This is a genomic window from Pantoea agglomerans (assembly GCF_020149765.1).
In the GTDB taxonomy this organism is placed as follows: Bacteria; Pseudomonadota; Gammaproteobacteria; order Enterobacterales; family Enterobacteriaceae; genus Pantoea; species Pantoea alvi.
In genome coordinates this window covers 3,958,609-3,980,372 of sequence record NZ_CP083809.1, presented here as the reverse complement: position 1 = coordinate 3,980,372, position 21,764 = coordinate 3,958,609, and the positions used below count along the sequence as shown (strand labels likewise).

Here is a 21,764-nt window from a genome sequence, read left to right as displayed (position 1 = left end):
TTGTTTTTCATAACCTTAACTTAACAAAGCGTAAGAAATTACGGCCTGAATAAGTTTAGCTTAACCAAAGATGCTCTGCTTTCGGAGAAACAAAGAGAGCTGCGGTTAAAATTTTTGCGACTTATGCTCAGCCTGCGTAACATAACGCTTTATAGCGACCCTGCGTACTACGGATAAGTCATGGAAAAACCAGCATTTTTAATTACGCTTGATACTGAAGGCGATAACCTGTGGCGCAACCGTAGCGGCCAGGTCACAACGCATAACGTTCGTTTTCTGCCGCGTTTTCAGGCGCTGTGCGAAAAATATGGTTTTAAACCCACCTGGCTGACCAATTACGAGATGGCGAGCGATCCCGCCTATGTCGATTTTGCCCGCGATCTGCTGGCGCGCGGACAAGGCGAAGTGGGCATGCACCTGCACGCCTGGCACAGTCCGCCCGCGCACGCACTGACCGACGATGACTGGCGCTATCAGCCCTACCTGATTGAATATCCCGAGCAGATCCTGCGTGACAAAGTCGCCTTTATGACCGATCTGCTGGAGACAACGTTTCAGACTAAAATGCGCAGCCATCGCGCAGGACGCTGGGCGTTCAACGAAATCTATGCGCAGGCGCTGGTGGATAACGGCTATCTGGTGGACTGTTCCGTTACGCCGCGCGTTGACTGGCGCGGCTCCGCCGGCGCGCCACAGGGAAAGGGCGGCACGGATTACAGCCGTTTTCCCGACCGCGCCTATTTTCTCGATCTCAACGATATCTCGCAGCCTGGCCAGTCTGGCCTGCTGGAAGTGCCCATGAGCATTCAGTATCGGCATGGCCCTTTCGCCAGCCAGCTGAAAAAAAGCTGGGACAGGCTGCGAGGCAAACGGCGAGGCCCCTCGGTAAACTGGCTCAGGCCCGTCGGCGGCAACCTGGCACAGATGAAGCGGGTGGCCGAGCAGAGCCTGGGTCAGGGCGCTGACTATGTGGAGTTTATGCTGCACTCCTCCGAGTTTATGCCCGACGGTAGCCCGACCTTTAAAAATGAAGCGGATATTGAACGCTTATATGACGATCTGGAGCAGCTGTTTAGCTGGTTGCAAAGCCGCACGCAAGGCATGACGCTGACCGAGTTCGCCCTGCAGAAAAAGCAGCAGCTACTCCCGGCGGTATAGGGCCGCAGCGGGCTTTTTTTTGCCGATGCGGCGCAGCGAAGAGAAAAAGGTATCCAGGCCAGGATAGCGCATCTGCCAGTACTTCTTCGGCTTGCAGTAGCCTCGGCACAGCGCGGCGGCGGCCTTTAGCGCTTTCCTGGTATCGGCGGAGTAGTAGTAATAGCCATAGAGCGCCTTTGACATGCTTTTTACTTCGCTAAAACAGTTCAGCATCATGCCCGTCGCCAGCTTCTGGAAATCGGGCTCATCGCGTCTCGCTTCAGCCAGGGCGCGTATTTTTTCCAGCGCGAAAAGCATATCGTGAATATCGCTCGGGCGAACATTGCGCGTAATACCGCGACGGTTGTCGCGGTAGTAATAAAGCGTGTTGTCCAGATGGCAAATTCGCTGCGTTTTGAAGTACTGGAAGGGGGTAAAAATAACATCCTCATAGCGACGACCATCTTCAAAACGCTCATCTGCCACCAGGGTATGACGGTAGATGCGATTCCACAAGTGCCACATCGCACGTTGAAACAGCGGCTGCAAACAGGCAAGGCCCTGAGCAGAAAAATCATAGGCCGTTCGCTGCGCCGTTTCGCTCGTTGGTGCGACAGGCGGCGTTTCGTCAAAGCGCGCATAGTTGAAATCAATCAGATCGTCGCGGCCAGCGAGCAGCACCGGCTTAATGACCGCATAGTAGTTGCTGCTGACCAGGTCGTCGCCGTCCAGGAAGGTCACAAACTCGCCGCGAGCCTCCCGCAGCCCGACATTGCGCGTTGTCGCAATGCCTTGATTTTCCTGGCGAATAAAAGTGATATGGCAATGAGCGTAGTGCGCCAGCAGCGCCGTAACCTGCTGCGTTGAGCCATCGGTCGAACCATCGTCGATAATAACGATCTGCATATCGTCATCAGCCTGGCTCAGCAGCGAGGTCAGGCAGGCTGTAATAAACGCCTCGTCATTGTGAAAAGGAATAATGACGCTTAGCAGGAAGCGCTGTTCTGCCATTATCGCCGCGCCTCAGAGAGAGAGGGTTGTCTCACGATCGCCACGCTGAAGATAATCGCCAGACAATAAAGCAGCGTTCCTTCGGTACTAAAGAAAATCACGTCGCTCAGGCCATAAATGATGAGCGAGAGCCCCACAGAGAGTAAGGCCGGGTTGCGCAGCGGCCTGAACGCGCTGTAAATCAGGCTCAGGTAAAGACCGATAAGAGAAACAATGCCGAACAGACCTTTGATTGAAAAGTTCTCCAGCACTTCATTATGCATGTGCACGGTGAGATAAATCTCCGCGCCATACAGGCTGGGGTTCTGCCTGATAAGGGCCTTTGCTTTCTCGCCCCGCTCTTCAGCCGATTGCCCTGCCAGAGCGCTGGCACCCGTTTTCATGGCGACGGTCTGCATACTGAGACGGGAGATAATCGAGTTCTCTCCCTGCGTCTCATGCATCATCGCAATATTATCTTTGAGATCCTGAATGCGCGCCTGAATTTTGCTCTGAAACACCAGCGCGCTAATCACCAGCAGTAGAGGCAGGGCGGAAAAAAGAATAATTTTATGCTTACGCTGGATCGCATCTTTAGTAAACAGCACCTGGATCAGCACCAGAATGGGATAAGCCAGCATGGCCGCGCGCGTCCCGGTCAGAATGATGGTGGTATAGGTCACCATAAACAGCAGGGCAAACAGCCAGATTTTATGCCGCGTTCTGAACAGCAGCGCTGATTTAATAAAAACCAGGTTAACCGCTGTAAGAATATAGGCGGCGATGGTGGCGCGATCGTAATTCAGCTCTACCCGACCGATATTAAGATGGATACCCTGATACAGGGCATAGGCGTTTACCGCCAGGCCTGTGACAACGGCGACAATCAGCGCGGTTCGCTGGCGGATGCGCTGGTCGTTCAGCGTCACCAGCAGCAGGAATGACGCGGCGATTTGCAGCCTGCCGGTTGACTGATACTGACGGTACAGCGTGATGTAATCGCCGGGCTGCTTATAAATCGTCGTCCAGATAATGCTGACCAGCCCCACCAGGAAAAGGGCGGCAGGCAATACCAGATGCTTTTTCTCTTGCAGGTAATACCGGGCGTAAATAATAAAACCCGCCAGCGACAGATAGCTGGTGAGGTAAAAGACATTTCTGCCAAATGAACCGCCGAAGGGCGCGGTTAAAAAGGCGAGCGCGCTGCCGGTAAAAATGAGCAGGCTAAAAAAAAGAGGCGGCGTATCCTGCCGAAAAAGAGTCAGCTTAATGTTCATTGTTACTACCCGTTATAGCGCTCAACGCGCCGTTAAATTCAGTCCTGAATACGGCGTAATCAAAATGCTCTTTTGTCCACTTTTTCGCCTCTTCGCTAAAGCGCTGATAGGTCTGCTGATGAGATAAAGTTTCTACAGCATCCGCGCAGGCGACAGGAGAAAGCAGCAGCGGTCTGGTCATAATATGCCGCACGGGATCGTAGACGTCGTAAGGAAAATCGACGCGGATGCCCGTCAGCTTTTCATGCTCTTCAATGGAGACGGAGGGGGTAAGGCCGATACCGCACACGCCGTTTTTTACCACCTCAGGCTGCCCGTCAACCAGGGGATAAATAACCGGGACGCCGAAATAGAGAGATTCCATGCAGGAGAGACCGAAAGGTTCCGTTACGGGCGTGCTCATATAGATATCGATGCGGTTAAAAAAGGGCGCAATATCCTGCTGAAAGCCGCTGAAGGTGACCTTATCTTTAATGCCCAGCCTCTCCGCCAGCGCGATAAAGGCGTCACGGTCAGGCCCTTTGCCGGCAATCTCCAGCGTCACGTTATGGCCGCGGCGCAGTAATTCCTGCAGCGTTAACAGCGTAACGCTAATCCCTTTCAGGCTAACCTGACGCGAAGCGGTGCCGATTTTTATCGGCGTCGTCAACAGGCGCGGCTCCGGGCGGATGCCGGGCGGCGTCATGATGCGGTTAATCACCACAAAGTGGGGGCAGGGCAGCTTAAAACGATGCTTCATAACCTGAGAAGAGGCTGCCGAGGCGGAGATCACGCCATCTAACATGCGCATAAAGCTCAGGGTTTTATGATTCTCCGGATAGCGCCAGGAGCAGCCATGGTCGTAGTAGACCAGTCTGGCGCGTTTCGGCTTCGTCGTCAGACGCGGCACCAGATCCCAGACCACGATCACCTGCGCATCGCTGGCTTCCACCCGCTTCTGCAGCAGATACTTTCTGAGAAACTGAGGCGCCTTTAGCGTAAAACCATTAAATAAGCGGCTGGCGAAGAGGATCTTCTGCTGCGGCATCTGCCGACGGATATCTTCATCGATCTCATTGCTGATGCAGATAACCTCATCCTTGCCCTCAGAAAAATCATTGATGTACTGAAGAAAAAGGCGCTCAACGCCGCCCATTTTGCCGAGATTGATGATGTGGAGCTTTTTCATCCTAAAAACGTCTCCAGCCTTTCGGCGACCGCTTCCGCGCTAATGTCTGACATGCTGTTGCCCTGAGGAGGGCAGAGAGCCTGCTGATTCTGCCCATAGCCCCCAATCAGCCCCGGATCCGTCGGCCCGTAAAGCGTAATATTGGGGCGATCCAGCGCTGCGGTCAGATGGCTTAGTCCGGTATCTACCGAGACCACCGCTTTTGCACCCGCCAGCTCGCGCGCTATCGCTTCCAGCGTCAGCTTCGGCAGCACCTCGACATAGTCGAAGCCTTCCGCCAGACGCTGGGCGCGCTGATGCTCGTGCTCGGCGCCCCACGGCAGCTTGATACGCAATCCTGCGGGCTGCAGCATACCGATCAGCTCGCGCCAGTGGCTTTCAGGCCAGTGCTTGTTGTCGCGCGTTGTGGCGTGGAGAAACACCAGATAGGGCGGGATATCCTGCGGCACGTCGCGCAAAAAGTGCGCGGCAATAGCGTAGTCGCCCTGGGTCTGCGGCTTTTCATAGCCGAGGCTTTTAGCAAACAGCTCGCGCGTACGCTCTACCGCATGCTGCTTTTTGTCGATCTCATGACGTTGGTCGTACCACCAGCTGGCGAAAGGTTCGCGCGCGCTGCGGCTGTCCTGGCCATGCTTGACGCCTCTGGCGAGGCGGGTCACCAGCGCGGCGCTTTTGATCAGCCCCTGCGCGTCGATCACCACATCATAGTGGCGCGACTGCAGCTCGCGCTTGAAGCGCACCCGCTCTTCGCGCTGCTGGCTGCCGAACCAGTGTTTACGCCAGCGACGAATGGCGACCGGCAGGACCTTGTCCACCGCCGGATGCCAGGAGGGGATCTGGGCGAAGTTCTCTTCCACTACCCAGTCGAAGCGAATGCCGGGGATCGCCTGCATGGCGTCGGTCAGAGCGGGAAGCGTATGAAGTACATCGCCCATCGACGAAGTTTTGACGATCAGGACGTGCATGCCGTCTCCTGCGGATGAGCCAGCAGTTCGCTCAGTTCCTGATAAACGCGCTGCGGCTGGATGTCGATCAGGCTCTGATGATAGCCCTGCACGGCATCGCCTTTGCGCACCTTATGGTAGCCGGTAATCAGGCGAATAATACGCACCTGCTTTGCCAGCGGTGGCGTGAAGTCGGGGCTGCTTGGCCCGTAAAGCGCCACCAGCGGCCGGTTGAGCGCGGCGGCGATATGCATCAGCCCGGAATCGTTGCTGACCACGGCGTCACAGCGTGCGATCAGGATAACCGCCTGCTCGAGCTGCGTCTCGCCAGCCAGGTTGCGGCAGTGGTGCCGCGCCTCGGCGGGCAGCGCCGCGATAATCTCTTCGCCGCACGCCCGATCTTTTGCCGAGCCGAACAGCACCACCTGCTTGCCTTCGGCGATCAGCTGCTGCGCCAGTGCGGCGTAGTGATAGTGCGGCCAGCGCTTCGCCGGGCCAAACTCCGCGCCGGGGCAAAAGCCGATCAGCGGCCGCTGCGCCGACAGCTGAAACTGGGCGGAGGTCTCGATTTTTTCCTGGTCCTCAACCTGAAGCTGAGGCCAGAGCAGCGGCTGCGGCAGCTGCTGCGCCGAGGCGACCGGCGTGTCGCAGGCTAACGCGATATAGCGCTCCACCATGAGCGGAAACGCCGCCTTATCCAGCACGCGTACGTCGTTCAGCAGGCCATAGCGCATTTCACCGCGCCAGCCGATGCGGCGTTTAATCCCGGCGAAAAAAGGCACCAGCGCCGATTTAAACGAGTTCGGCAGCACATAGGCACGATCGTAACCGCTGGCGCGCAGCGATTTGCCAATGCGACGACGCTCGCCGAGCGCCAGCGCGCCGTGCCCGAGGGGCATCGCCAGCGCCTGACTGACTTCCGGCATGCGCGACAGCAGCGGACGGCACCAGGCCGGCGCCATCACGTCAATTACGGCGTCCGGATGTTGAGCCTTGAGGGTGCGATAGAGGCTTTGCGACATCATCATATCGCCGACCCACGATGGGCCAATAACCAGAATTTTCATCGCCGGTACGCGTTCCTTATGCGCTGCGGTTCAGCCAGGCCATATACTCGGCCACGCCCTGCGCAACGGTTTTGAACGGCTTGTCATAGCCGGCCGCGCGCAGGCTGGTGAGGTCCGCCTGAGTATAGGCCTGATAGCGGCCTTTTAGTTTTTCCGGGAAGGGAATGTACTCAATTTGCCCTTTCTGATGGAATTTCAGCACCGCGTCCGCCACTTCCTGGAAGGATTCGGCGCGACCGGTGCCGCAGTTATAGATGCCGGAGATGTTGTTTTCCCAGCACCACAGATTTACCGCTACCACGTCGTCAACGTGGATAAAGTCGCGCTTAAAGCCGTCGCTGCCTTCAAACAGTTTTGGGTTTTCGCCGTTGGCGATCTGGGTGTTGAGATGGAACGCCACGCTCGCCATGCTGCCTTTATGACCTTCGCGCGGGCCGTAGACGTTGAAGTAGCGGAAGCCGCACACCGGCGAATCCGCTTCCGGCAGGATCTGGCGCACATAGTGGTCGAACAGCATTTTCGAGTAGCCGTAGACGTTCAGCGGCTGCTCATATTCGCGCTTCTCGATAAAGTTGTCGTTGCGGCCGCCGTAGGTCGCCGCAGAGGAGGCGTAGAGAAAGGGGATCTCACGCTCGAGGCAGTAGTGCAGCAGGTCTTTCGAGTACTGATAGTTGTTATCCATCATGTACTTGCCATCCCACTCGGTGGTGGCAGAACAGGCACCCTCATGGAATACCGCTTCGATCGGGCCGAAATCTTCGCCCGCTGCGATATAGGTCAGAAACTCCTCTTTATCCATGTAGTCGCTGATATCCAGATCGGCCAGATTGACGAACTTGGTGCCGTCTTTCAGGTTGTCGACCACCAGAATATCGCTGATGCCGCGATTGTTGAGCGCCTTGACGATATTGCTGCCAATCATTCCTGCGCCGCCAGTGACGATAATCATGTGCTCTACCTTAAACGTTGGGGCGTGAAACAGGCGGTTTCACGCGCTAATGCCTCACATCATAACATTACATCACGGAGCAGGCAGCCAGATGACTCCGACACGATGGCGGTGCCTCGCTCCCTGACGTGAACTATGCTGCAAAATTAACATTCTCCTGGTGGATTTATCGTTAGCGCACTTCTTCTTCAGTAAGATGTGCCGAATTTATGCCATCTGAGGAGAACAATGATGACAGCGCAATTTTATCAGCAGATCCGCCAGCAGCTCGATACGGCGCACCGGGAGGGGTTGTTCAAGCAGGAGCGCATCATTACGTCCGCGCAGCAGACCGATATCGACGTTGGCCAGCAGCAGGTGATTAACTTTTGCGCCAACAACTACTTAGGCCTGGCAAACCATCCCGCGCTGATTCAGGCGGCAAAAGAGGGCATGGACACGCATGGTTTCGGCATGGCCTCGGTGCGCTTTATCTGTGGCACGCAGGATACGCATAAGCAGCTGGAGAAAAAGCTGGCGGCGTTTCTCGGCATGGACGATGCCATTCTCTATTCATCCTGCTTCGACGCCAACGGCGGGCTGTTTGAAACCCTGCTCGACGCGGAAGACGCGATTATTTCCGACGCGCTAAATCATGCCTCGATTATTGACGGCGTGCGGCTCTGCAAGGCGCAGCGCTATCGCTACGCCAATAACGATATGCAGGCGCTGCGTGCCTGTCTGGTTGAGGCGCGGCAAAAAGGCGCGCGCCATCTTCTTATCGCCACCGACGGCGTCTTCTCTATGGACGGCGTTATCGCCAACCTGCGCGCCATCTGCGATCTCGCCGATGAGTTTGATGCGCTGGTGATGGTGGATGACTCGCATGCGGTGGGCTTTGTCGGCGCGGCCGGTCGCGGCACGCATGAATATTGCGACGTCATGGGGCGCGTCGACATCATTACCGGCACGCTGGGCAAAGCGCTGGGCGGCGCGTCGGGCGGTTATACCGCCGCTCGTGCCGAGGTGGTCGAGTGGCTGCGCCAGCGTTCGCGGCCCTATCTCTTCTCAAATTCGCTGGCGCCGGCGATCGTTGCCGCCTCTATCCGCGTGCTCGACCTGCTGAGCGAAGGCGACGGCCTGCGGCAGCGTCTGTGGGACAACGCCCGCTTTTTCCGCGAAAAGATGACGGCGGCCGGTTTTACCCTGGCGGGGGCCGATCACGCCATTATTCCCGTGATGCTGGGCGAAGCGAGCGTGGCGCAGGAATTTGCCCGTTTGCTGCAGCAAGAGGGCATTTACGTGACCGGCTTTTTCTATCCGGTGGTGCCGCGCGGCCAGGCGCGTATCCGCACGCAGATCTCAGCGGCGCATACCCAGCAGCAGCTGGAGCGCGCGGTTGAGGCCTTTACCCGTATTGGACAACAGCTCGGCGTGATCGCCTGAGGAGCCCTGAATGAAAGCCTTAGCCAAACTTCACGCGCAGGAAGGCATCTGGATGGTAACCGATGCGCCGATCCCGGAGCCGGGCCATAACGATTTGCTTATCAGGATCCGCAAAACGGCTATCTGCGGCACCGACATCCATATCTACAACTGGGATGACTGGTCGCGCAAAACCATTCCGGTGCCGATGATCGTCGGGCATGAGTATGTTGGCGAAGTGGTGGCGATCGGCCAGGAGGTACGCGGCTTCAGCATTGGCGATCGCGTTTCAGGCGAAGGGCATATTACCTGTGGCCACTGCCGCAACTGTCGCGCCGGGCGCACCCATCTGTGCCGCAATACCATTGGCGTCGGCGTAAACCGGCAGGGCTGCTTTGCCGAATATCTGGTGATCCCCGCCTTTAACGCCTTCCGCATTCCCGACAATATTTCCGACGAGCTGGCCGCGATTTTCGATCCCTTCGGCAATGCGGTGCATACGGCGCTGTCGTTCGATTTGGTGGGAGAAGATGTGCTCATCTCCGGCGCTGGCCCTATCGGCATTATGGCCGCGGCGGTATGTAAACATGTCGGCGCGCGCAACGTGGTGATCACCGATATCAACGACTATCGCCTTGACCTGGCGCGCACCATGGGGGTAACGCGCGCGGTTAACGTGGCGCGGGAAGATCTGCGCGGGGTGATGCGCGAGCTGGGCATGACGGAGGGGTTCGACGTCGGGCTGGAAATGTCCGGCGCGCCCCCGGCGTTTCGCACCCTGCTGGAGGTGATGAACCACGGCGGGCGTATTGCGCTGCTGGGCATCCCGCCGGGCGAGATGGCGATCGACTGGAATCAGGTGATTTTCAAAGGACTGTTTATTAAGGGCATCTATGGCCGCGAGATGTTTGAAACCTGGTACAAGATGGCGGCGCTGATACAGTCAGGGCTCGATCTGACGCCCGTGATCACGCACCGCTACGCGATTGACGACTTCCAGCAAGGCTTCGATGAGATGCGCTCCGGGCGCTCCGGGAAAGTGGTGCTGAGCTGGGATTAAAAAAAGCCGCGCAGGCGGCTTTCGTTTATTGCTGCTGCTTCTCTGCATCCGTCAGGTAGCGCACCTTACGGGTGTAGTCCTGACCTTTAAAGGTCAGCGGCTGACGAGGATCGGCCAGATATTTTTGCCATTCTGACAGCGGGAAGCCGCCGTGTGCGCCCACCACCTCCGGCGGGATCACGCCCGGTTTGCCGCCGATACGTTTAGAGACCGGCCAGTTCGCCCATTCGCCCAGGTTAACGGTGCGCAGGTCGAGCAGATCCAGCAGGCACGCCAGCGGTAGCTGATCGGTCGGTGGCTGGCTGTCGTTCATTAATTTCCAGGTGTCGTCGAACAGCGTCAGCCAGAGCGGACAGACGCGCTGCCAGGTCTGGCGCGTAGCCGCCAGATAGGCGCCGTTAACGTGGTCTTCAAGGTAAGGGCGCACGCTGAGTTGATAGTAGGCGGGGATCGTCTCCTGCGCCGCGCCGGCCAGTTTGGCGATCATCTTGCCCTGGCGAAAGCTGGAGTAAAAATGCCCGTTTTTCATCTGAATTTCAGGCATTTTAAGCAGATTGAGATCGGAATCGATCATCAAAATCCCTTCTCCTTGCGCATGCAGCGGCGCCTGCATTTTAATCAGCCGGCTGCGATAAATTTGCTTATAGGGATAGGCCTCTTCGCGATGCGGCACCTCAAGCGTCACAATGCGGGTTTTAGGCGGGAGTTCGCCAAATGCGGCGGCGGGCTGATCGCTGACGATAACAATCTCCTGCGCCGCGGTGGCAAAGCGCTCGGCAAACAGCGCGCTGAGCTTCGCCTCCTCAATGTAATCTTCCCCGGTGCAGGGAATAACAACAGAGGTCACGGGGATGGCGCCCTGCACGTCGGGCTGCGCGTACGGCAGATTATGGCGTGCGCGCACGCGGCGAAAACGTGGGTTAAGAAAGTTAAGCATGCTTCTTCCTTGTGACGCTTTTTAAGATGGTTTCCACGCCGTTCACGTAGGTTTCGATGGCGTATTGCGATCGAACGCGCGCCGACGCGGCATGGGTTAATCGTTGACGCAAGGCGTCATCCTGCCAGAGTGTGACGAGGTGCTGAGTTAGTTGCGCCACATCGCCATATTCGAACAGCAGGCCGGTGTCGTTATGGCTGATTAACTCCTCCGTGCCGACCACGCGGGAGCCCGTCACGGCGGTATTCACCAGCATCGCTTCCAGCACGACGCGCGGCAAACCTTCGCTGCGGGAAGCCAGGATAAAGACGTCGAACGCGGCGAGGTAATCCAGCGCGTTATTCTGAAAACCGGTAAAGATAACCCGATCGAGAATCGCTTCCCTGGCGGCCAGCTGGCGCAGCGCAGCCGCTTCAGGCCCATCGCCAACCACAATCATTTTCCAGTTTGCCTCGGGGCAGGCCTGGTTAAACTGGCTCAGCGCCTGCAGAACATGGTGGTTTGACTTTCGCAGGATCAGGGAGCCGATAGTGCCGAAAATAAACGCCTCTGCCGGCAGGTTTAGGCGCTGGCGCACCGTCGCCCGGTCGGGTAACGGCTGATGGATATCAATGGCGTTAGATACGGTAAAGCAGCGCGACGCCTCAACGCCGCTGGCGCGCAGGGTCTGATTGACGCCGTGCGAAACGGCAATAACGGCGTCGCACTCATCGTTCACCATTTTTGCCAGGCGGGCATTCATCAGCGGCTCAATGCGGCAGTGCTGTACCACGGCAATATCAAGATCGCGTGCGGCGAGATAGCCCTCGACATTGGTGCTGGGCTGATTATTCATATAGAGCGTATCGTAGCGGCCTTGCTGCAGCAGCGCGCGCAGCCTGCGGGCATTTGGCCAGACGCGCCAGCGCGCGTCGATAGCGTCGACCGCCTCTTTTTTCAGACGACGGTTGAAGAAAAGCAGGGCGCGCGCCGCTTCCTTGGCGATCTTCGCCCAGCCGGGCTGCTTTCTCTGCGGAATAAAGACGACCGGAATAGCGATGGCGTTCAGAACTGATTCGATGGTTTCGCCGTTGCCGCGCGCGTAGTTGTGATAAAAGCAGCAGGTAATATCGAAAGCGCTGCGGTCGATGCGCTTAAGCAGCTCCAGCATGCTGTTGGTGCCGCCGCCCCACTCTCTGCCGTTATCCAGCAGCATAATTTTTTGTTTTGCCGTCCTCATCCTGACAGAAATCCTTATAACCGGTCAGCGTCGCTCGCACCGGATTATAGTGATTTCTGGTCAGAAAAGAATGTTAAGGCTGATCCACAGCGTGAAATAGCGGCTTAAAAAAGCTGTTTCAGCTCCCTTACAACAACGCTCTGGCTCGCGCTCTCCAACACCGCTTCAAACACCTTCGTTGCCGGAACCGGCTGCGGCTGCACTTTACACACCCCTGGCGGCTGGAAAGTCGGTTTTGAGGGTCGTGAAGGTGGCTTCGCGGGTGACGTCCCGCTGCGCAGCGGTTCGTTCAGCAGCTGGCTCGGACGCACCAGCGTAATATCGGCGGGCAGGGTCGGCAGCATCTGCTGCAGCACGCGCACCGTATTGGGATGTGGATGACCAATAGCGATGGCGTAGCCGTCCCGCTGCGCCAGCTTCACGGCGCGCGTAAACTGCTGGCGAATCGCGTTGATATCCTGACTATCGTCCAGAAAAACGCGGCGCTTCAGCACCTTCACATGCGTGCCCTGCGCGGCGGGGATCGACTGGCTGTTGCCGATGGTCATGCTGTCGAGAAAATAAAAATTGTACTGATTAAGCGTCTGCATCACCTTGACCATGCCGGGCAGGCTGGAGGTCATTTTGCTGCCCATATGGTTATTCAGACCGACGGCGTAGGGCACGCTGTTGACCGCGCTGCGCAGGATGCGCGCGATCTCTTCGCTGCTCATCTCCGGCGTCAGGGTATCTTTCTCCAGCGGCTGCTTGCTGAGCGGCGCCATCGGCAGATGGATCAGGACTTCATGGCCACCCTGATGCGCTTTGATGGCCATTTGACGTGCCGCGGGCGCATTGGGCAACACCGCAACAGAGATCGCGGCCGGCATCTGCAGCACTTTGTTCTCTTCAGAGGGGCAATAGCCGAAATCGTCGATAACGATGGCGAGTTTGCCCGCATGGGCGGCGCAGCTTAACAGCAGTCCGCCGATAGCGGCGGCGAGATGGCGACGTTGAAAAAACACTTACCTTCCTAACCACGGGAGTGGATTGACTGCCTGTCCCTGACGTCGGATTTCAAAATAGAGCGACGGCGTACCGCGTCCGCCGCTGGTGCCCACCAGGGCGATAGGCTGTCCTGCCTTCACCTGGGCGCCAACGCTGACCAGCGCGCTCTGGTTATAGCCGTAGAGACTCATATCCCCTTTGCCGTGCTCCAGCACCACCACCAGCCCGTAACCCTGCAGCCAGTCGGCCATTAGTACGCGGCCGTCGGCGATCGCTTTGACTTCGGCACCTTCCGGCGCATCGATCACCAGCCCTTTCCAGCGCAGTTCGCCCTGAAGCTGTTCGCCGAAGCGATGTTCGATACGGCCACGCACCGGCCACAGCGCCTGGCCGCCTGCGCGGCCGAGGCCGCCGGTGCGCGCCACCAGTTCGCGCTCGCTCTGCGTCGGCTGGTAGGTCGAGCCTTTGGCTTTCGCCTGCGCCTGACGCTGGCGCACTTTTTCCGCTTCCCGCGCCTCGCGCGCCGCGCGCTCTCGCGCCTCGCGTTCGGCCCGGGCGATTTTATCCTGCAGACGGCTCTCGTTCTGCCGCATCTCCACCAGATCGGCCTGGTCTTTTTCCAGCGCGTTTTCCAGTTCGTTCAGGGTTTTCTTGCGCGCCGCGCTCGCCTGCTGCAGCTTTTCCTGCTGGCCTTGCTGCTGGGCCAGCAGCGTTTTTTGCTGCTGCTGTTTCTGCTCCAGCGACGCTTTTTGCTCGCCCAGCGTCTGGCGGGTTTTTTGCAGCGCGTCGATGCTCTGCTGGCGCGCGTCGTTGAGGTAGCCGAAGTAGGCGAGAATGCGTTCGCTGCGCTGGCTCTCCTCGCCGCCGAGCAAGAGCTGCACGCCGTTATGTTTGCCCTGACGGAAAGCCGCATCCAGCTGCTGAGCCAGCAGGGTTTCCTGCTGCGACTGCTGCTTTTCCAGCCGCGCGATCGAGGCGGTAAGCTGGCTGACTTCGCGATTAAGCGCATTCAGGCTGTTGCGGGTTTCGCGCAGCTGACGGCTGGCCTGCGCAATGACCTTTTCCTGGCTCTGCAGCTGATCGAGCAGCTTGCTGCGCGCAACTTTTTGCGCCTTAACGCTTTTCTCTTTTTCGGCGATATCTTGCTGGATCGATTTCAGCTGCGATTTGCTGTCGTCGGCGCTGTGCGCGGCCGCAGGCAATAACAGAACGCCCGCGCAGAGCAGGCTGAAGGAGAGAGTGGACAGGTGTGCAGGCAACGGGCGTTTCTTTCCGCTGTGACGAGTCCTTGTGGCTAAAACAGTCGCTTTTCCCTTCATAGGCCAGTGATTATTCCACGATGAACAGCCGCTTACCAGCGCAACGCCGCGGGATTTCCTTTACCAAAGATGTCGGTGTTTACCCTGACGCTGAATAAGCGTTACGCCATTTTTGCGATACGGCAATTTTTTTTAGAAAATGACGCACAAATCGTAACTCTGGCCGCTTAGCGTCTGTACATGAGAAGTGGCGCAGGTATACTCAGAACCCTTGTTTTAGCTTAATTAGCCCGGTCTGGAGTCTTTACCCCTCATGCAAGAAATTATGCAGTTTGCAAGCAATCACACCATCCTCAGTCTGGCATGGGTCGTTTTACTGGTTCTGGTGATTGTGACCACCTTTAAAGGAATGTTTTCTAAGGTGAAAGTTATCAGCCGCGGCGAAGCGACCCGCCTGATTAACAAAGAAGAGGCGGTAGTAGTGGACGTGCGGTCGCGTGACGATTACCGCAGAGGACATATTTCGGGCGCCATGAACGTCGCGGCGGCGGATATTAAAAAAGGCAGCTTCGGCGAGCTGGAAAAGCATAAGGCTCAGCCCATAATTGTGGTGTGTGCCACCGGCCAGAGCGCGAGCGAGCCGGCTGAAAAACTGAGCGCCGCCGGCTTTAACCAGGTGACCGTTCTGAAAGACGGCATCAGCGGCTGGAGCGGAGACAACCTTCCGCTGGTGCGCGGAAAATAACATCTATCGAGGTACGCAACATGGCTAATGTCGAGATTTACACCAAGGCGACCTGTCCTTTCTGCCACCGGGCGAAGGCGCTGTTGAGTCAAAAAGGTGTGTCGTTTCAGGAGATCCCCATCGACGGGGACGCCGCGAAACGCGAAGAGATGATCAAACGCAGCGGCCGCACCACCGTGCCTCAGATTTTTATTGATGCGCAGCACATTGGCGGCTGCGACGACCTTTACGCGCTGGACAGTCGTGAAGGATTAGATCCGCTACTGCAGGCGTAAGAGCGGCGCAGGATTTTTCAACTTACAGGACTTAGTCAGATGTCAGAACAAAACACCAACGAAATGCAATTCCAGATTCAACGCGTTTACACCAAAGACGTCTCTTTTGAAGCGCCGAACGCGCCGCAGGTTTTCCAGAAAGAGTGGGAACCGGAAGTGAAGCTGGATCTGGATACTGCGTCATCACAGCTGGCTGACGAGGTTTATGAAGTAGTGCTGCGCGTGACCGTAACCGCCACCGTTGGCGAAGAAACCGCATTCCTGTGTGAAGTACAGCAGGCGGGCATCTTCACCATCAGCGGTATTGAAGGCACGCAGATGGCGCACTGCCTGGGCGCCTATTGCCCGAACATCCTGTTCCCGTACGCACGCGAATGCATCACCAGCCTGGTCTCTCGCGGCACCTTCCCGCAGCTTAACCTGGCGCCGGTAAACTTTGACGCGCTGTTTATGAACTACCTGCAGCAGCAAGGCGAAGGTGCCGAACCACATCAGGATGCCTGATGACTACACACGCTTCGATTAGCGTCATCGGTGCCGGCTCGTACGGCACCGCTCTGGCCATCACCTTAGCCCGCAACGGCAATCCCGTGCTGCTGTGGGGACACAATCCCGCGCATCTGGCGCAGCTGCAGGCCGAACGCTGCAACAGCGCTTTTCTCCCCGACGTGCCTTTTCCCGATAACCTTGAGCTTGAGCCCGACTTAGCCCACGCTATTGCGGCCAGCCGCGATCTGCTGGTAGTGGTGCCGAGCCATGTGTTTGGCGAGGTGCTGCAGCAGATTAAACCGCATCTGCGTCCTGAGTCGCGCATCGTCTGGGCGACCAAAGGGCTGGAGCGCGAAACCGGAAGACTGCTGCAGGATGTGGCGCGCGATATTCTCGGTGACGCGACGCCGCTGGCGGTGATCTCCGGGCCGACCTTCGCCAAAGAGCTGGCGGCGGGCCTGCCGACCGCGATTGCCCTGGCGGCGACCGATGCCTCTTTCGCCGAAGACTTGCAGCAAAAGCTGCACTGCGGCAAAAGCTTCCGCGTTTACAACAATCCTGACTTTATCGGCGTGCAGCTTGGCGGCGCGGTGAAAAACGTTATCGCCATCGGCGCGGGCATTTCCGACGGCATCGGCTTCGGCGCCAATGCGCGCACCGCGCTGATTACGCGCGGGCTGGCGGAAATGAGCCGTCTTGGCGCTGCGCTGGGTGCCGATCCCACGACCTTTATGGGCATGGCTGGCTTAGGCGATCTGGTGCTGACCTGTACCGACAATCAGTCGCGCAACCGCCGTTTCGGCCTGATGCTGGGCCAGGGTGAAGAGGTAGATAACGCGCAACGCATTATCGGACAAGTTGTAGAAGGCTATAAAAACACCAAAGAAGTCAAGGCGTTGGCAGAGCGCGTCGGCGTTGAAATGCCGATTACTGAACAAATCTATCAGGTGCTCTATTGCGGAAAGTCGGCGCGAGAGGCAGCATTGAGCCTGTTAGGCCGTACAAGGAAGGACGAAAACGGCTCAGGCTGATGCGGGATGCGCAGCATGATCACCTGTAGCGCCATTCAGGCGCTTTTTTTTTCGGGAGAAAACTGCAATGTCGTCTGATGAGTTAGAACTGGTCTGGAACAACATCAAAGCGGAAGCGCGCGCGCTGGCCGATTGTGAGCCGATGCTGGCCAGCTTTTATCATGCGACTTTGTTGAAACACGAAAATCTCGGCAGCGCCCTGAGCTATATGCTGGCCAACAAGCTCGCCAATCCTATTATGCCCGCTATCGCCATTCGCGAAATCGTCGAAGAGGCCTATCGTGAAGATCCGTCGATGATCGCCTCGGCCGCGCTCGATATCCAGGCGGTGCGCCAGCGCGACCCGGCGGTGGATAAATACTCCACGCCGCTGCTCTACCTGAAAGGCTTTCACGCGCTGCAGGCCTATCGCATCGGCCACTGGCTGTGGAACGAAGGGCGCCGCGCATTAGCGGTCTACCTGCAAAATGAAATCTCCGTCTCATTCGCCGTGGATATCCATCCGGCGGCGAACATCGGCCACGGCATCATGCTTGACCACGCCACCGGCATCGTTATCGGCGAAACGGCGGTGGTGGAGAATGACGTCTCAATCCTGCAGTCGGTGACGCTCGGCGGTACCGGCAAGACCAGCGGCGATCGCCATCCGAAAATCCGCGAGGGAGTGATGATTGGCGCAGGCGCGAAGATCCTCGGCAATATTGAGGTCGGGCGCGGCGCGAAAATCGGCGCAGGCTCGGTGGTGTTGCAGCCCGTGCCGCCGCATACCACCGCCGCAGGCGTACCGGCGCGCATCGTCGGCAAGCCGGCGAGTGAAAAACCCTCAATGGATATGGATCAACACTTCAACGGCACCGTACCGGGCTTTGAGTTCGGCGACGGGATCTAACTGAGCCGCGCGCCGGCGTAATCAAGCTGGCGCCAGGCTTCATAGACCACCACCGACACCGCATTTGACAGATTCATGCTGCGGCTCTCTGCGCGCATCGGAATGCGGATCTTATGCTCTGGCGGCAGCGCGTCGAGAATGTCGGCGGGCAGCCCGCGGCTCTCCGGGCCAAACAGCAGATAGTCGCCCGCCTGATAGCTCACCGCGCTGTGCGCTGGCGTTCCCTTCGTGGTCAGCGCAAACAGCCGCTGCGGTTGCTCAACGCGCAGAAACGCCTCATAGCCTTCATGCTTCTGAATGGCGGTAAATTCGTGATAGTCGAGACCGGCGCGGCGCAGCCGCTTGTCGTCCCATGCGAAACCAAGCGGTTCAATCAGATGCAGCTGAAAGCCGGTGTTGGCGCAGAGGCGAATAATATTGCCGGTATTCGGCGGAATTTCTGGTTCAAATAAGACGATGTTAAGCATAAGGCCCCCGATAACAGGGGCCGAAGCATAGCAAATTATTGACGGCTGGAGGAGTAGAGCGGCAGCCAGAGCGTCAGGCGCAGGCCACCAAGCGGGCTGTCGTCCGCCTTGACCCAGCCACGGTGCTGCTGGATGGCGGTTTCAACAATCGCCAGGCCGAGCCCGGTACCGCCGGATTCGCGGTCGCGCGCCTCATCGGTGCGGTAGAACGGACGGAATATCTGCTCGCGATCTTCCGGGCTGACCCCCGGGCCGTCATCGTCGACGTGCACCGTCAGGCCGCTGATATCCACCGAAAAGCTGACGCTGATATGCGAGTGCGAGTAGCGCAGCGCATTGCGCACGATGTTTTCCAGCGCGCTCTCCAGCGCATGCGGGTTGCCGTAGAGCGGCCAGGGGCCGGGCGGATAGGGGACGTCGAGCTGCTTGCCCATCTGCTCGGCTTCAAATTTCGCATCTTCCAGCACGTCGTTCCAGAGCTGATTAGCTTTCATCGCCTCGCTGACCAGCGCGTTCTTGTGCTGGGTGCGCGACAGCACCAGCAAATCGTTGATCATGCCGTCCAGACGCTGCGCCTCGGTTTCGATGCGCTCCAGCTCTTTGCCTTCGCCGTGTCGGCGGCGCAGCAGCGCCGTGGCCAGCTGCAGACGCGTCAGCGGTGTGCGCAGCTCATGGCTGATATCCGACAGCAGACGCTGCTGCGACGTCATCATGCGCTCGAGCGCGCTAACCATCTGGTTAAAGCTGGAGCCAGCGGCGAGAAACTCCTGCGGGCCCGATTCCAGTTCTGGATGCTGGCGCAAATTACCGCTGGCGACTTCATCCGCCGCATATTTAAGCTTGCGTGCCGGTCGCGCCAGGCTCCACGCCAGCCACAGCAGCAGCGGCGAGCTGATCAGCATGGTGACAATCAGCAGCAGCAGCGGCCGGTCGAACAGCAAGTTAATAAAATCGAGCTGCGAACTGGTCGCCGGACGAATCAGGTAGAGCTGATAGTTATCTTCGCCGTCGCGCACTGCGAAGGGGCCGACCATTTCGATACGGCCATACTTCTTTTTCTGCGGGTGATCGGCGTTGTCGGACTGCCCGATAAAGTTGCGAATCACCTGCATTTCATTATGCTGCGCGCCTATCACGCGGCCTTCGCTGGTGACCAGCAGCAGACGCTGGCCAGGGGGCGCCCACTTGTCGATGGCGCGGGAGAGTCGGCGCCACCACATTAAATCGTTGGGCGGATCCTGCGCCAGCTCCACTTCAACATGTTGCTCAATCATCGTGCCCTGGCGCTGCTCGCTATCGAGCAGCGAGACCCTCTGACGCGAATCCAGCTTGGGCACCATCAATACCAGCATCAACACCAGCGCCAGGGTTAACCAGAAAATAGCGAAGATGCGGGTGGTGAGGCTGCCAATCATGAAGCTGAAACCATCAGATAGCCGCGGCCGCGCAGGGTTTTAAACCACGGATGGCCGTCGCGGCGTTCAGGCAGTTTGCGGCGCAGGTTGGAGATATGCATATCGATGGCGCGGTCAAACGGCGTCAGACGCTTGCCAAGCACTTCCTGGCTCAGATGCTCGCGCGACACGACCTGACCCAGATGCTGCGCCAGCAGGTAGAGCAGGGTGAACTCTGTGCCGGTGAGATCCAGCGTCTGATTGTCGAAACTCGCCTCCTGACGGCCGGGGTTCAGGCGCAGGCAGTCGACTTCCAGCGTCGGCGAGCTGCTGTCGTGCTGCTGTTGCTGTTCGCTCCAGTTGGAACGGCGCAGAATCGCGCGTATACGCGCCACCAGCTCGCGATCGTTAAACGGCTTAGGCAGATAGTCATCTGCGCCCAGTTCGAGCCCCAGCACGCGATCCAGCTCGCTTCCGCGCGCGGTTAACATAATGACGGGCGTCTGATGTTGCTGGCGTAGTTCTTTCAGCGTGTCGATACCGTTCTTTTTCGGCATCATCACGTCGAGCAAAAGTAGATCAATGGAGTTATCCAGCAGGCTTAACGCCTGTTCGCCGTCGCTGGCTACCACCACTTCAAACCCTTCCATTTCTAACAGTTCTTTTAGCAGCGAAGTTAATTCGCGGTCATCGTCAACCAACAGGATTTTATTCATTTTTTATTGCCCTCCGCAGGCAAAATACCGTGTTCCTGACTTGTCAATCCAACGCTTTACGTAGTTTTACACCCCCTGACGGATGTTTGCAGCTGTCGCCGTACACTGGCTCTCGTTGAATCGCAAAACGGAACGAACTGGAGTAAACGATGCGCACAGTAACCGCCGTCGTCATTGCCTCAGCGATGGTTCTCAATTACGCCAGCGCAGGAGTAGCAGACACGACGACGATTGACCAAATGCATCAAGGCGGATTGACGACAGGCAGTATGACGCAAAATCCGCAAAGCCACATGTTCGACGGCATCGAGTTGACGGAAGAGCAGCGTCAACAGATGCGAGACCTGATGCAGCAGGCGCGATATGAACGTTCCCCTGTCAGCATCAGCGATATCGAAAACATGCATGGTCTGATTACGGCGGACACGTTTAACGAAGCGGCTATCCGCGCCCAGGCTGAGAAAATCGCGCAGGCGCAAATCGAACAGCATGTCGAGATGGCGCGCATTCGCAACCAGATGTATCACTTGCTAACACCGGCCCAGCAGGCCGCGTTGCAGAAGAATTACGAGCGGCGGCTTGCCGAGCTGCGCAAGCTCTCGAATTTGCAGTCAGCATCATCACTGCAAGCAGTGAGTAGTACCAGCAGTAACCAGTAACATAGTATCCCTGTTTTCCTTGCCATAGACACCATCCCTGTCTTCCCCGCCATGATGGCGGGGTTTTTTTTGCCTTTTTTGCGCGTTCCCAGCTGCAGGGTCAATCCTGGTGGGCTGGCACCCGCCCGGCATCAACGCTTTATTTAACAAAGTCATTAACCGCATAGATCTTCTGGTAATTAATAACCCCACTTCTTTCTCGTCTCGTTTATTTTTTTAGCGCTATAAGTTATGCCGTAAAAATATAGCGATAAGCGAAACGAAATTAAATAAATAAAGCGAAGCGATGAATTGTTTAAATATATGATAAGAAGATAATAAGTTTTTCATCATTGAGTAAAGTTGATTTAAATCAATATGTTATATAATTTATTAATTTCTTGAATTCTTATGGCTTACTTCTACACTTAATCCTGTCGCAGCAAGGAAGGCGGACATCCCGGGAATATAAATGGAGTGCATTAACCACATTACGTAAATCAATCTGAATATATTAACGGAGTAAGTTATGGCAGAACATCGTGGTGGTTCAGGCAATTTCGCAGACAACCCGCAGAAAGCCTCTGAAGCTGGTAAAAAAGGCGGACAAAACAGCGGCGGTAACTTCAAAAATGACCGTGAGAAAGCCTCTGAAGCAGGCAAAAAAGGCGGTCAGAACAGCCACGGCGGCGGCCGCAGCTCTTCCTGATATTTAACGAGCT

Annotated in this window: 23 protein-coding genes; 10 read left to right on the top strand and 13 right to left on the bottom strand. The window is 57.3% G+C overall.

Features of this window, described 5'->3' with window-relative positions; genetic code table 11:
• Positions 1–180 precede the first annotated feature (180 nt).
• Positions 181–1,158 (top strand): polysaccharide deacetylase family protein, encoded by a 978-nt coding sequence (locus tag LB453_RS21640; RefSeq protein WP_103797296.1) that lies wholly within the window; start codon positions 181–183, stop codon positions 1,156–1,158.
• On the opposite strand, the gene LB453_RS21635 is transcribed toward LB453_RS21640, so the two are convergent.
• The 6 genes from LB453_RS21635 to rfaD are packed head-to-tail and all read right to left on the bottom strand — an operon-like array spanning position 1,141 to position 7,532.
• Positions 1,141–2,148 (bottom strand): glycosyltransferase, encoded by a 1,008-nt coding sequence (locus tag LB453_RS21635; RefSeq protein ID WP_103797295.1) that lies wholly within the window; start codon positions 2,146–2,148, stop codon positions 1,141–1,143. The genes LB453_RS21640 and LB453_RS21635 overlap by 18 nt on opposite strands.
• The gene (locus LB453_RS21630) at positions 2,148–3,404 is read right to left on the bottom strand and encodes an O-antigen ligase family protein (RefSeq protein ID WP_103797294.1); all 1,257 of its coding nucleotides are present in this window, start codon (positions 3,402–3,404) and stop codon (positions 2,148–2,150) included. Before LB453_RS21630 ends, LB453_RS21635 begins: the two co-directional genes overlap by 1 nt.
• Complete coding sequence (locus tag LB453_RS21625) at positions 3,394–4,572, bottom strand: glycosyltransferase (protein ID WP_103797293.1); 1,179 nt, start codon at positions 4,570–4,572, stop codon at positions 3,394–3,396. Before LB453_RS21625 ends, LB453_RS21630 begins: the two co-directional genes overlap by 11 nt.
• Positions 4,569–5,537, bottom strand: coding sequence for a lipopolysaccharide heptosyltransferase RfaC (rfaC, locus tag LB453_RS21620; protein ID WP_103797292.1), 969 nt, complete (start codon positions 5,535–5,537; stop codon positions 4,569–4,571). The genes LB453_RS21625 and rfaC overlap by 4 nt, the downstream gene beginning before the upstream one ends.
• Entirely contained in the window at positions 5,525–6,583 is a 1,059-nt protein-coding gene (gene rfaF / locus LB453_RS21615; RefSeq protein WP_103797291.1) for an ADP-heptose--LPS heptosyltransferase RfaF, read from the bottom strand. The genes rfaC and rfaF overlap by 13 nt, the downstream gene beginning before the upstream one ends.
• Positions 6,584–6,599: 16 nt before the next feature.
• Positions 6,600–7,532 (bottom strand): ADP-glyceromanno-heptose 6-epimerase, encoded by a 933-nt coding sequence (rfaD, locus tag LB453_RS21610; RefSeq protein WP_103797290.1) that lies wholly within the window; start codon positions 7,530–7,532, stop codon positions 6,600–6,602.
• 231 nt (positions 7,533–7,763) lie between these two features.
• On the opposite strand from rfaD, the gene LB453_RS21605 reads away from it, so the two are divergent.
• Both LB453_RS21605 and tdh read left to right on the top strand, forming a co-directional pair.
• Positions 7,764–8,957, top strand: coding sequence for a glycine C-acetyltransferase (locus tag LB453_RS21605; protein WP_103797289.1), 1,194 nt, complete (start codon positions 7,764–7,766; stop codon positions 8,955–8,957).
• Between the two features lie 10 nt (positions 8,958–8,967).
• Complete coding sequence (gene tdh, locus LB453_RS21600) at positions 8,968–9,996, top strand: L-threonine 3-dehydrogenase (protein WP_103797288.1); 1,029 nt, start codon at positions 8,968–8,970, stop codon at positions 9,994–9,996.
• A 25-nt stretch (positions 9,997–10,021) separates the two neighbouring features.
• Here the strand turns inward: tdh and LB453_RS21595 are convergent, their stop codons facing one another.
• The 4 genes from LB453_RS21595 to envC all read right to left on the bottom strand — a co-directional run bounded on the left by LB453_RS21595 (position 10,022) and on the right by envC (position 14,458).
• Positions 10,022–10,933: a hypothetical protein gene (locus LB453_RS21595; RefSeq protein ID WP_103797287.1), complete on the bottom strand. Its 912-nt coding sequence runs from the start codon at positions 10,931–10,933 to the stop codon at positions 10,022–10,024.
• Complete coding sequence (locus LB453_RS21590; protein WP_103797286.1) at positions 10,926–12,152, bottom strand: glycosyltransferase; 1,227 nt, start codon at positions 12,150–12,152, stop codon at positions 10,926–10,928. Before LB453_RS21590 ends, LB453_RS21595 begins: the two co-directional genes overlap by 8 nt.
• A 104-nt stretch (positions 12,153–12,256) precedes the next feature.
• Positions 12,257–13,156 carry a divergent polysaccharide deacetylase family protein gene (locus LB453_RS21585; RefSeq protein ID WP_103797285.1) on the bottom strand — a complete coding sequence of 300 codons (900 nt, stop codon included), beginning with the start codon at positions 13,154–13,156 and terminating at the stop codon, positions 12,257–12,259.
• Positions 13,157–14,458 (bottom strand): murein hydrolase activator EnvC, encoded by a 1,302-nt coding sequence (gene envC, locus LB453_RS21580; RefSeq protein ID WP_103797284.1) that lies wholly within the window; start codon positions 14,456–14,458, stop codon positions 13,157–13,159.
• A gap of 253 nt (positions 14,459–14,711) precedes the next feature.
• Between envC and LB453_RS21575 the strand changes: the two genes are divergently transcribed.
• The 5 genes from LB453_RS21575 (at position 14,712) to cysE (ending at position 17,827) form a co-directional block, all read left to right on the top strand.
• A complete protein-coding gene (locus LB453_RS21575) occupies positions 14,712–15,143 on the top strand; it encodes a rhodanese-like domain-containing protein (protein WP_103797283.1) in 432 nt (143 codons plus the stop codon).
• 20 nt (positions 15,144–15,163) lie between these two features.
• The gene (gene grxC, locus LB453_RS21570) at positions 15,164–15,418 is read left to right on the top strand and encodes a glutaredoxin 3 (protein WP_103797282.1); all 255 of its coding nucleotides are present in this window, start codon (positions 15,164–15,166) and stop codon (positions 15,416–15,418) included.
• A gap of 39 nt (positions 15,419–15,457) precedes the next feature.
• Positions 15,458–15,922, top strand: a complete 465-nt coding sequence (secB, locus tag LB453_RS21565; protein ID WP_103797281.1) for a protein-export chaperone SecB — start codon at positions 15,458–15,460, stop codon at positions 15,920–15,922.
• The gene (gene gpsA, locus LB453_RS21560; RefSeq protein ID WP_199187360.1) at positions 15,922–16,938 is read left to right on the top strand and encodes an NAD(P)H-dependent glycerol-3-phosphate dehydrogenase; all 1,017 of its coding nucleotides are present in this window, start codon (positions 15,922–15,924) and stop codon (positions 16,936–16,938) included. The genes secB and gpsA overlap by 1 nt, the downstream gene beginning before the upstream one ends.
• Before the next feature lie 67 nt (positions 16,939–17,005).
• Positions 17,006–17,827, top strand: a complete 822-nt coding sequence (cysE, locus tag LB453_RS21555) for a serine O-acetyltransferase (RefSeq protein WP_103797279.1) — start codon at positions 17,006–17,008, stop codon at positions 17,825–17,827.
• Here the strand turns inward: cysE and trmL are convergent.
• Genes trmL through cpxR form a run of 3 tightly spaced genes read right to left on the bottom strand, consistent with a single transcriptional unit; the run spans position 17,824 to position 20,404 of the window.
• Positions 17,824–18,294 (bottom strand): tRNA (uridine(34)/cytosine(34)/5-carboxymethylaminomethyluridine(34)-2'-O)-methyltransferase TrmL, encoded by a 471-nt coding sequence (trmL, locus tag LB453_RS21550; protein WP_103797278.1) that lies wholly within the window; start codon positions 18,292–18,294, stop codon positions 17,824–17,826. The two genes, cysE and trmL, sit on opposite strands and share 4 nt — an antisense overlap.
• Positions 18,295–18,329: 35 nt before the next feature.
• Positions 18,330–19,709 carry an envelope stress sensor histidine kinase CpxA gene (gene cpxA / locus LB453_RS21545; RefSeq protein ID WP_224481575.1) on the bottom strand — a complete coding sequence of 460 codons (1,380 nt, stop codon included), beginning with the start codon at positions 19,707–19,709 and terminating at the stop codon, positions 18,330–18,332.
• On the bottom strand, positions 19,706–20,404 hold the full coding sequence (gene cpxR, locus LB453_RS21540; protein WP_103797276.1) for an envelope stress response regulator transcription factor CpxR: 699 nt from the start codon (positions 20,402–20,404) through the stop codon (positions 19,706–19,708). The genes cpxA and cpxR overlap by 4 nt, the downstream gene beginning before the upstream one ends.
• A 149-nt stretch (positions 20,405–20,553) precedes the next feature.
• Here cpxR and cpxP point away from each other — a divergent pair, with 149 nt between their 5' ends.
• Together cpxP and LB453_RS21530 are read left to right on the top strand one after the other, a co-directional pair.
• Positions 20,554–21,063: a cell-envelope stress modulator CpxP gene (gene cpxP / locus LB453_RS21535; protein ID WP_103797275.1), complete on the top strand. Its 510-nt coding sequence runs from the start codon at positions 20,554–20,556 to the stop codon at positions 21,061–21,063.
• Positions 21,064–21,571: 508 nt separating this feature from the next.
• Positions 21,572–21,751, top strand: coding sequence for a general stress protein (locus LB453_RS21530; protein WP_081137847.1), 180 nt, complete (start codon positions 21,572–21,574; stop codon positions 21,749–21,751).
• The last annotated feature ends 13 nt before the right edge of the window (positions 21,752–21,764 follow it).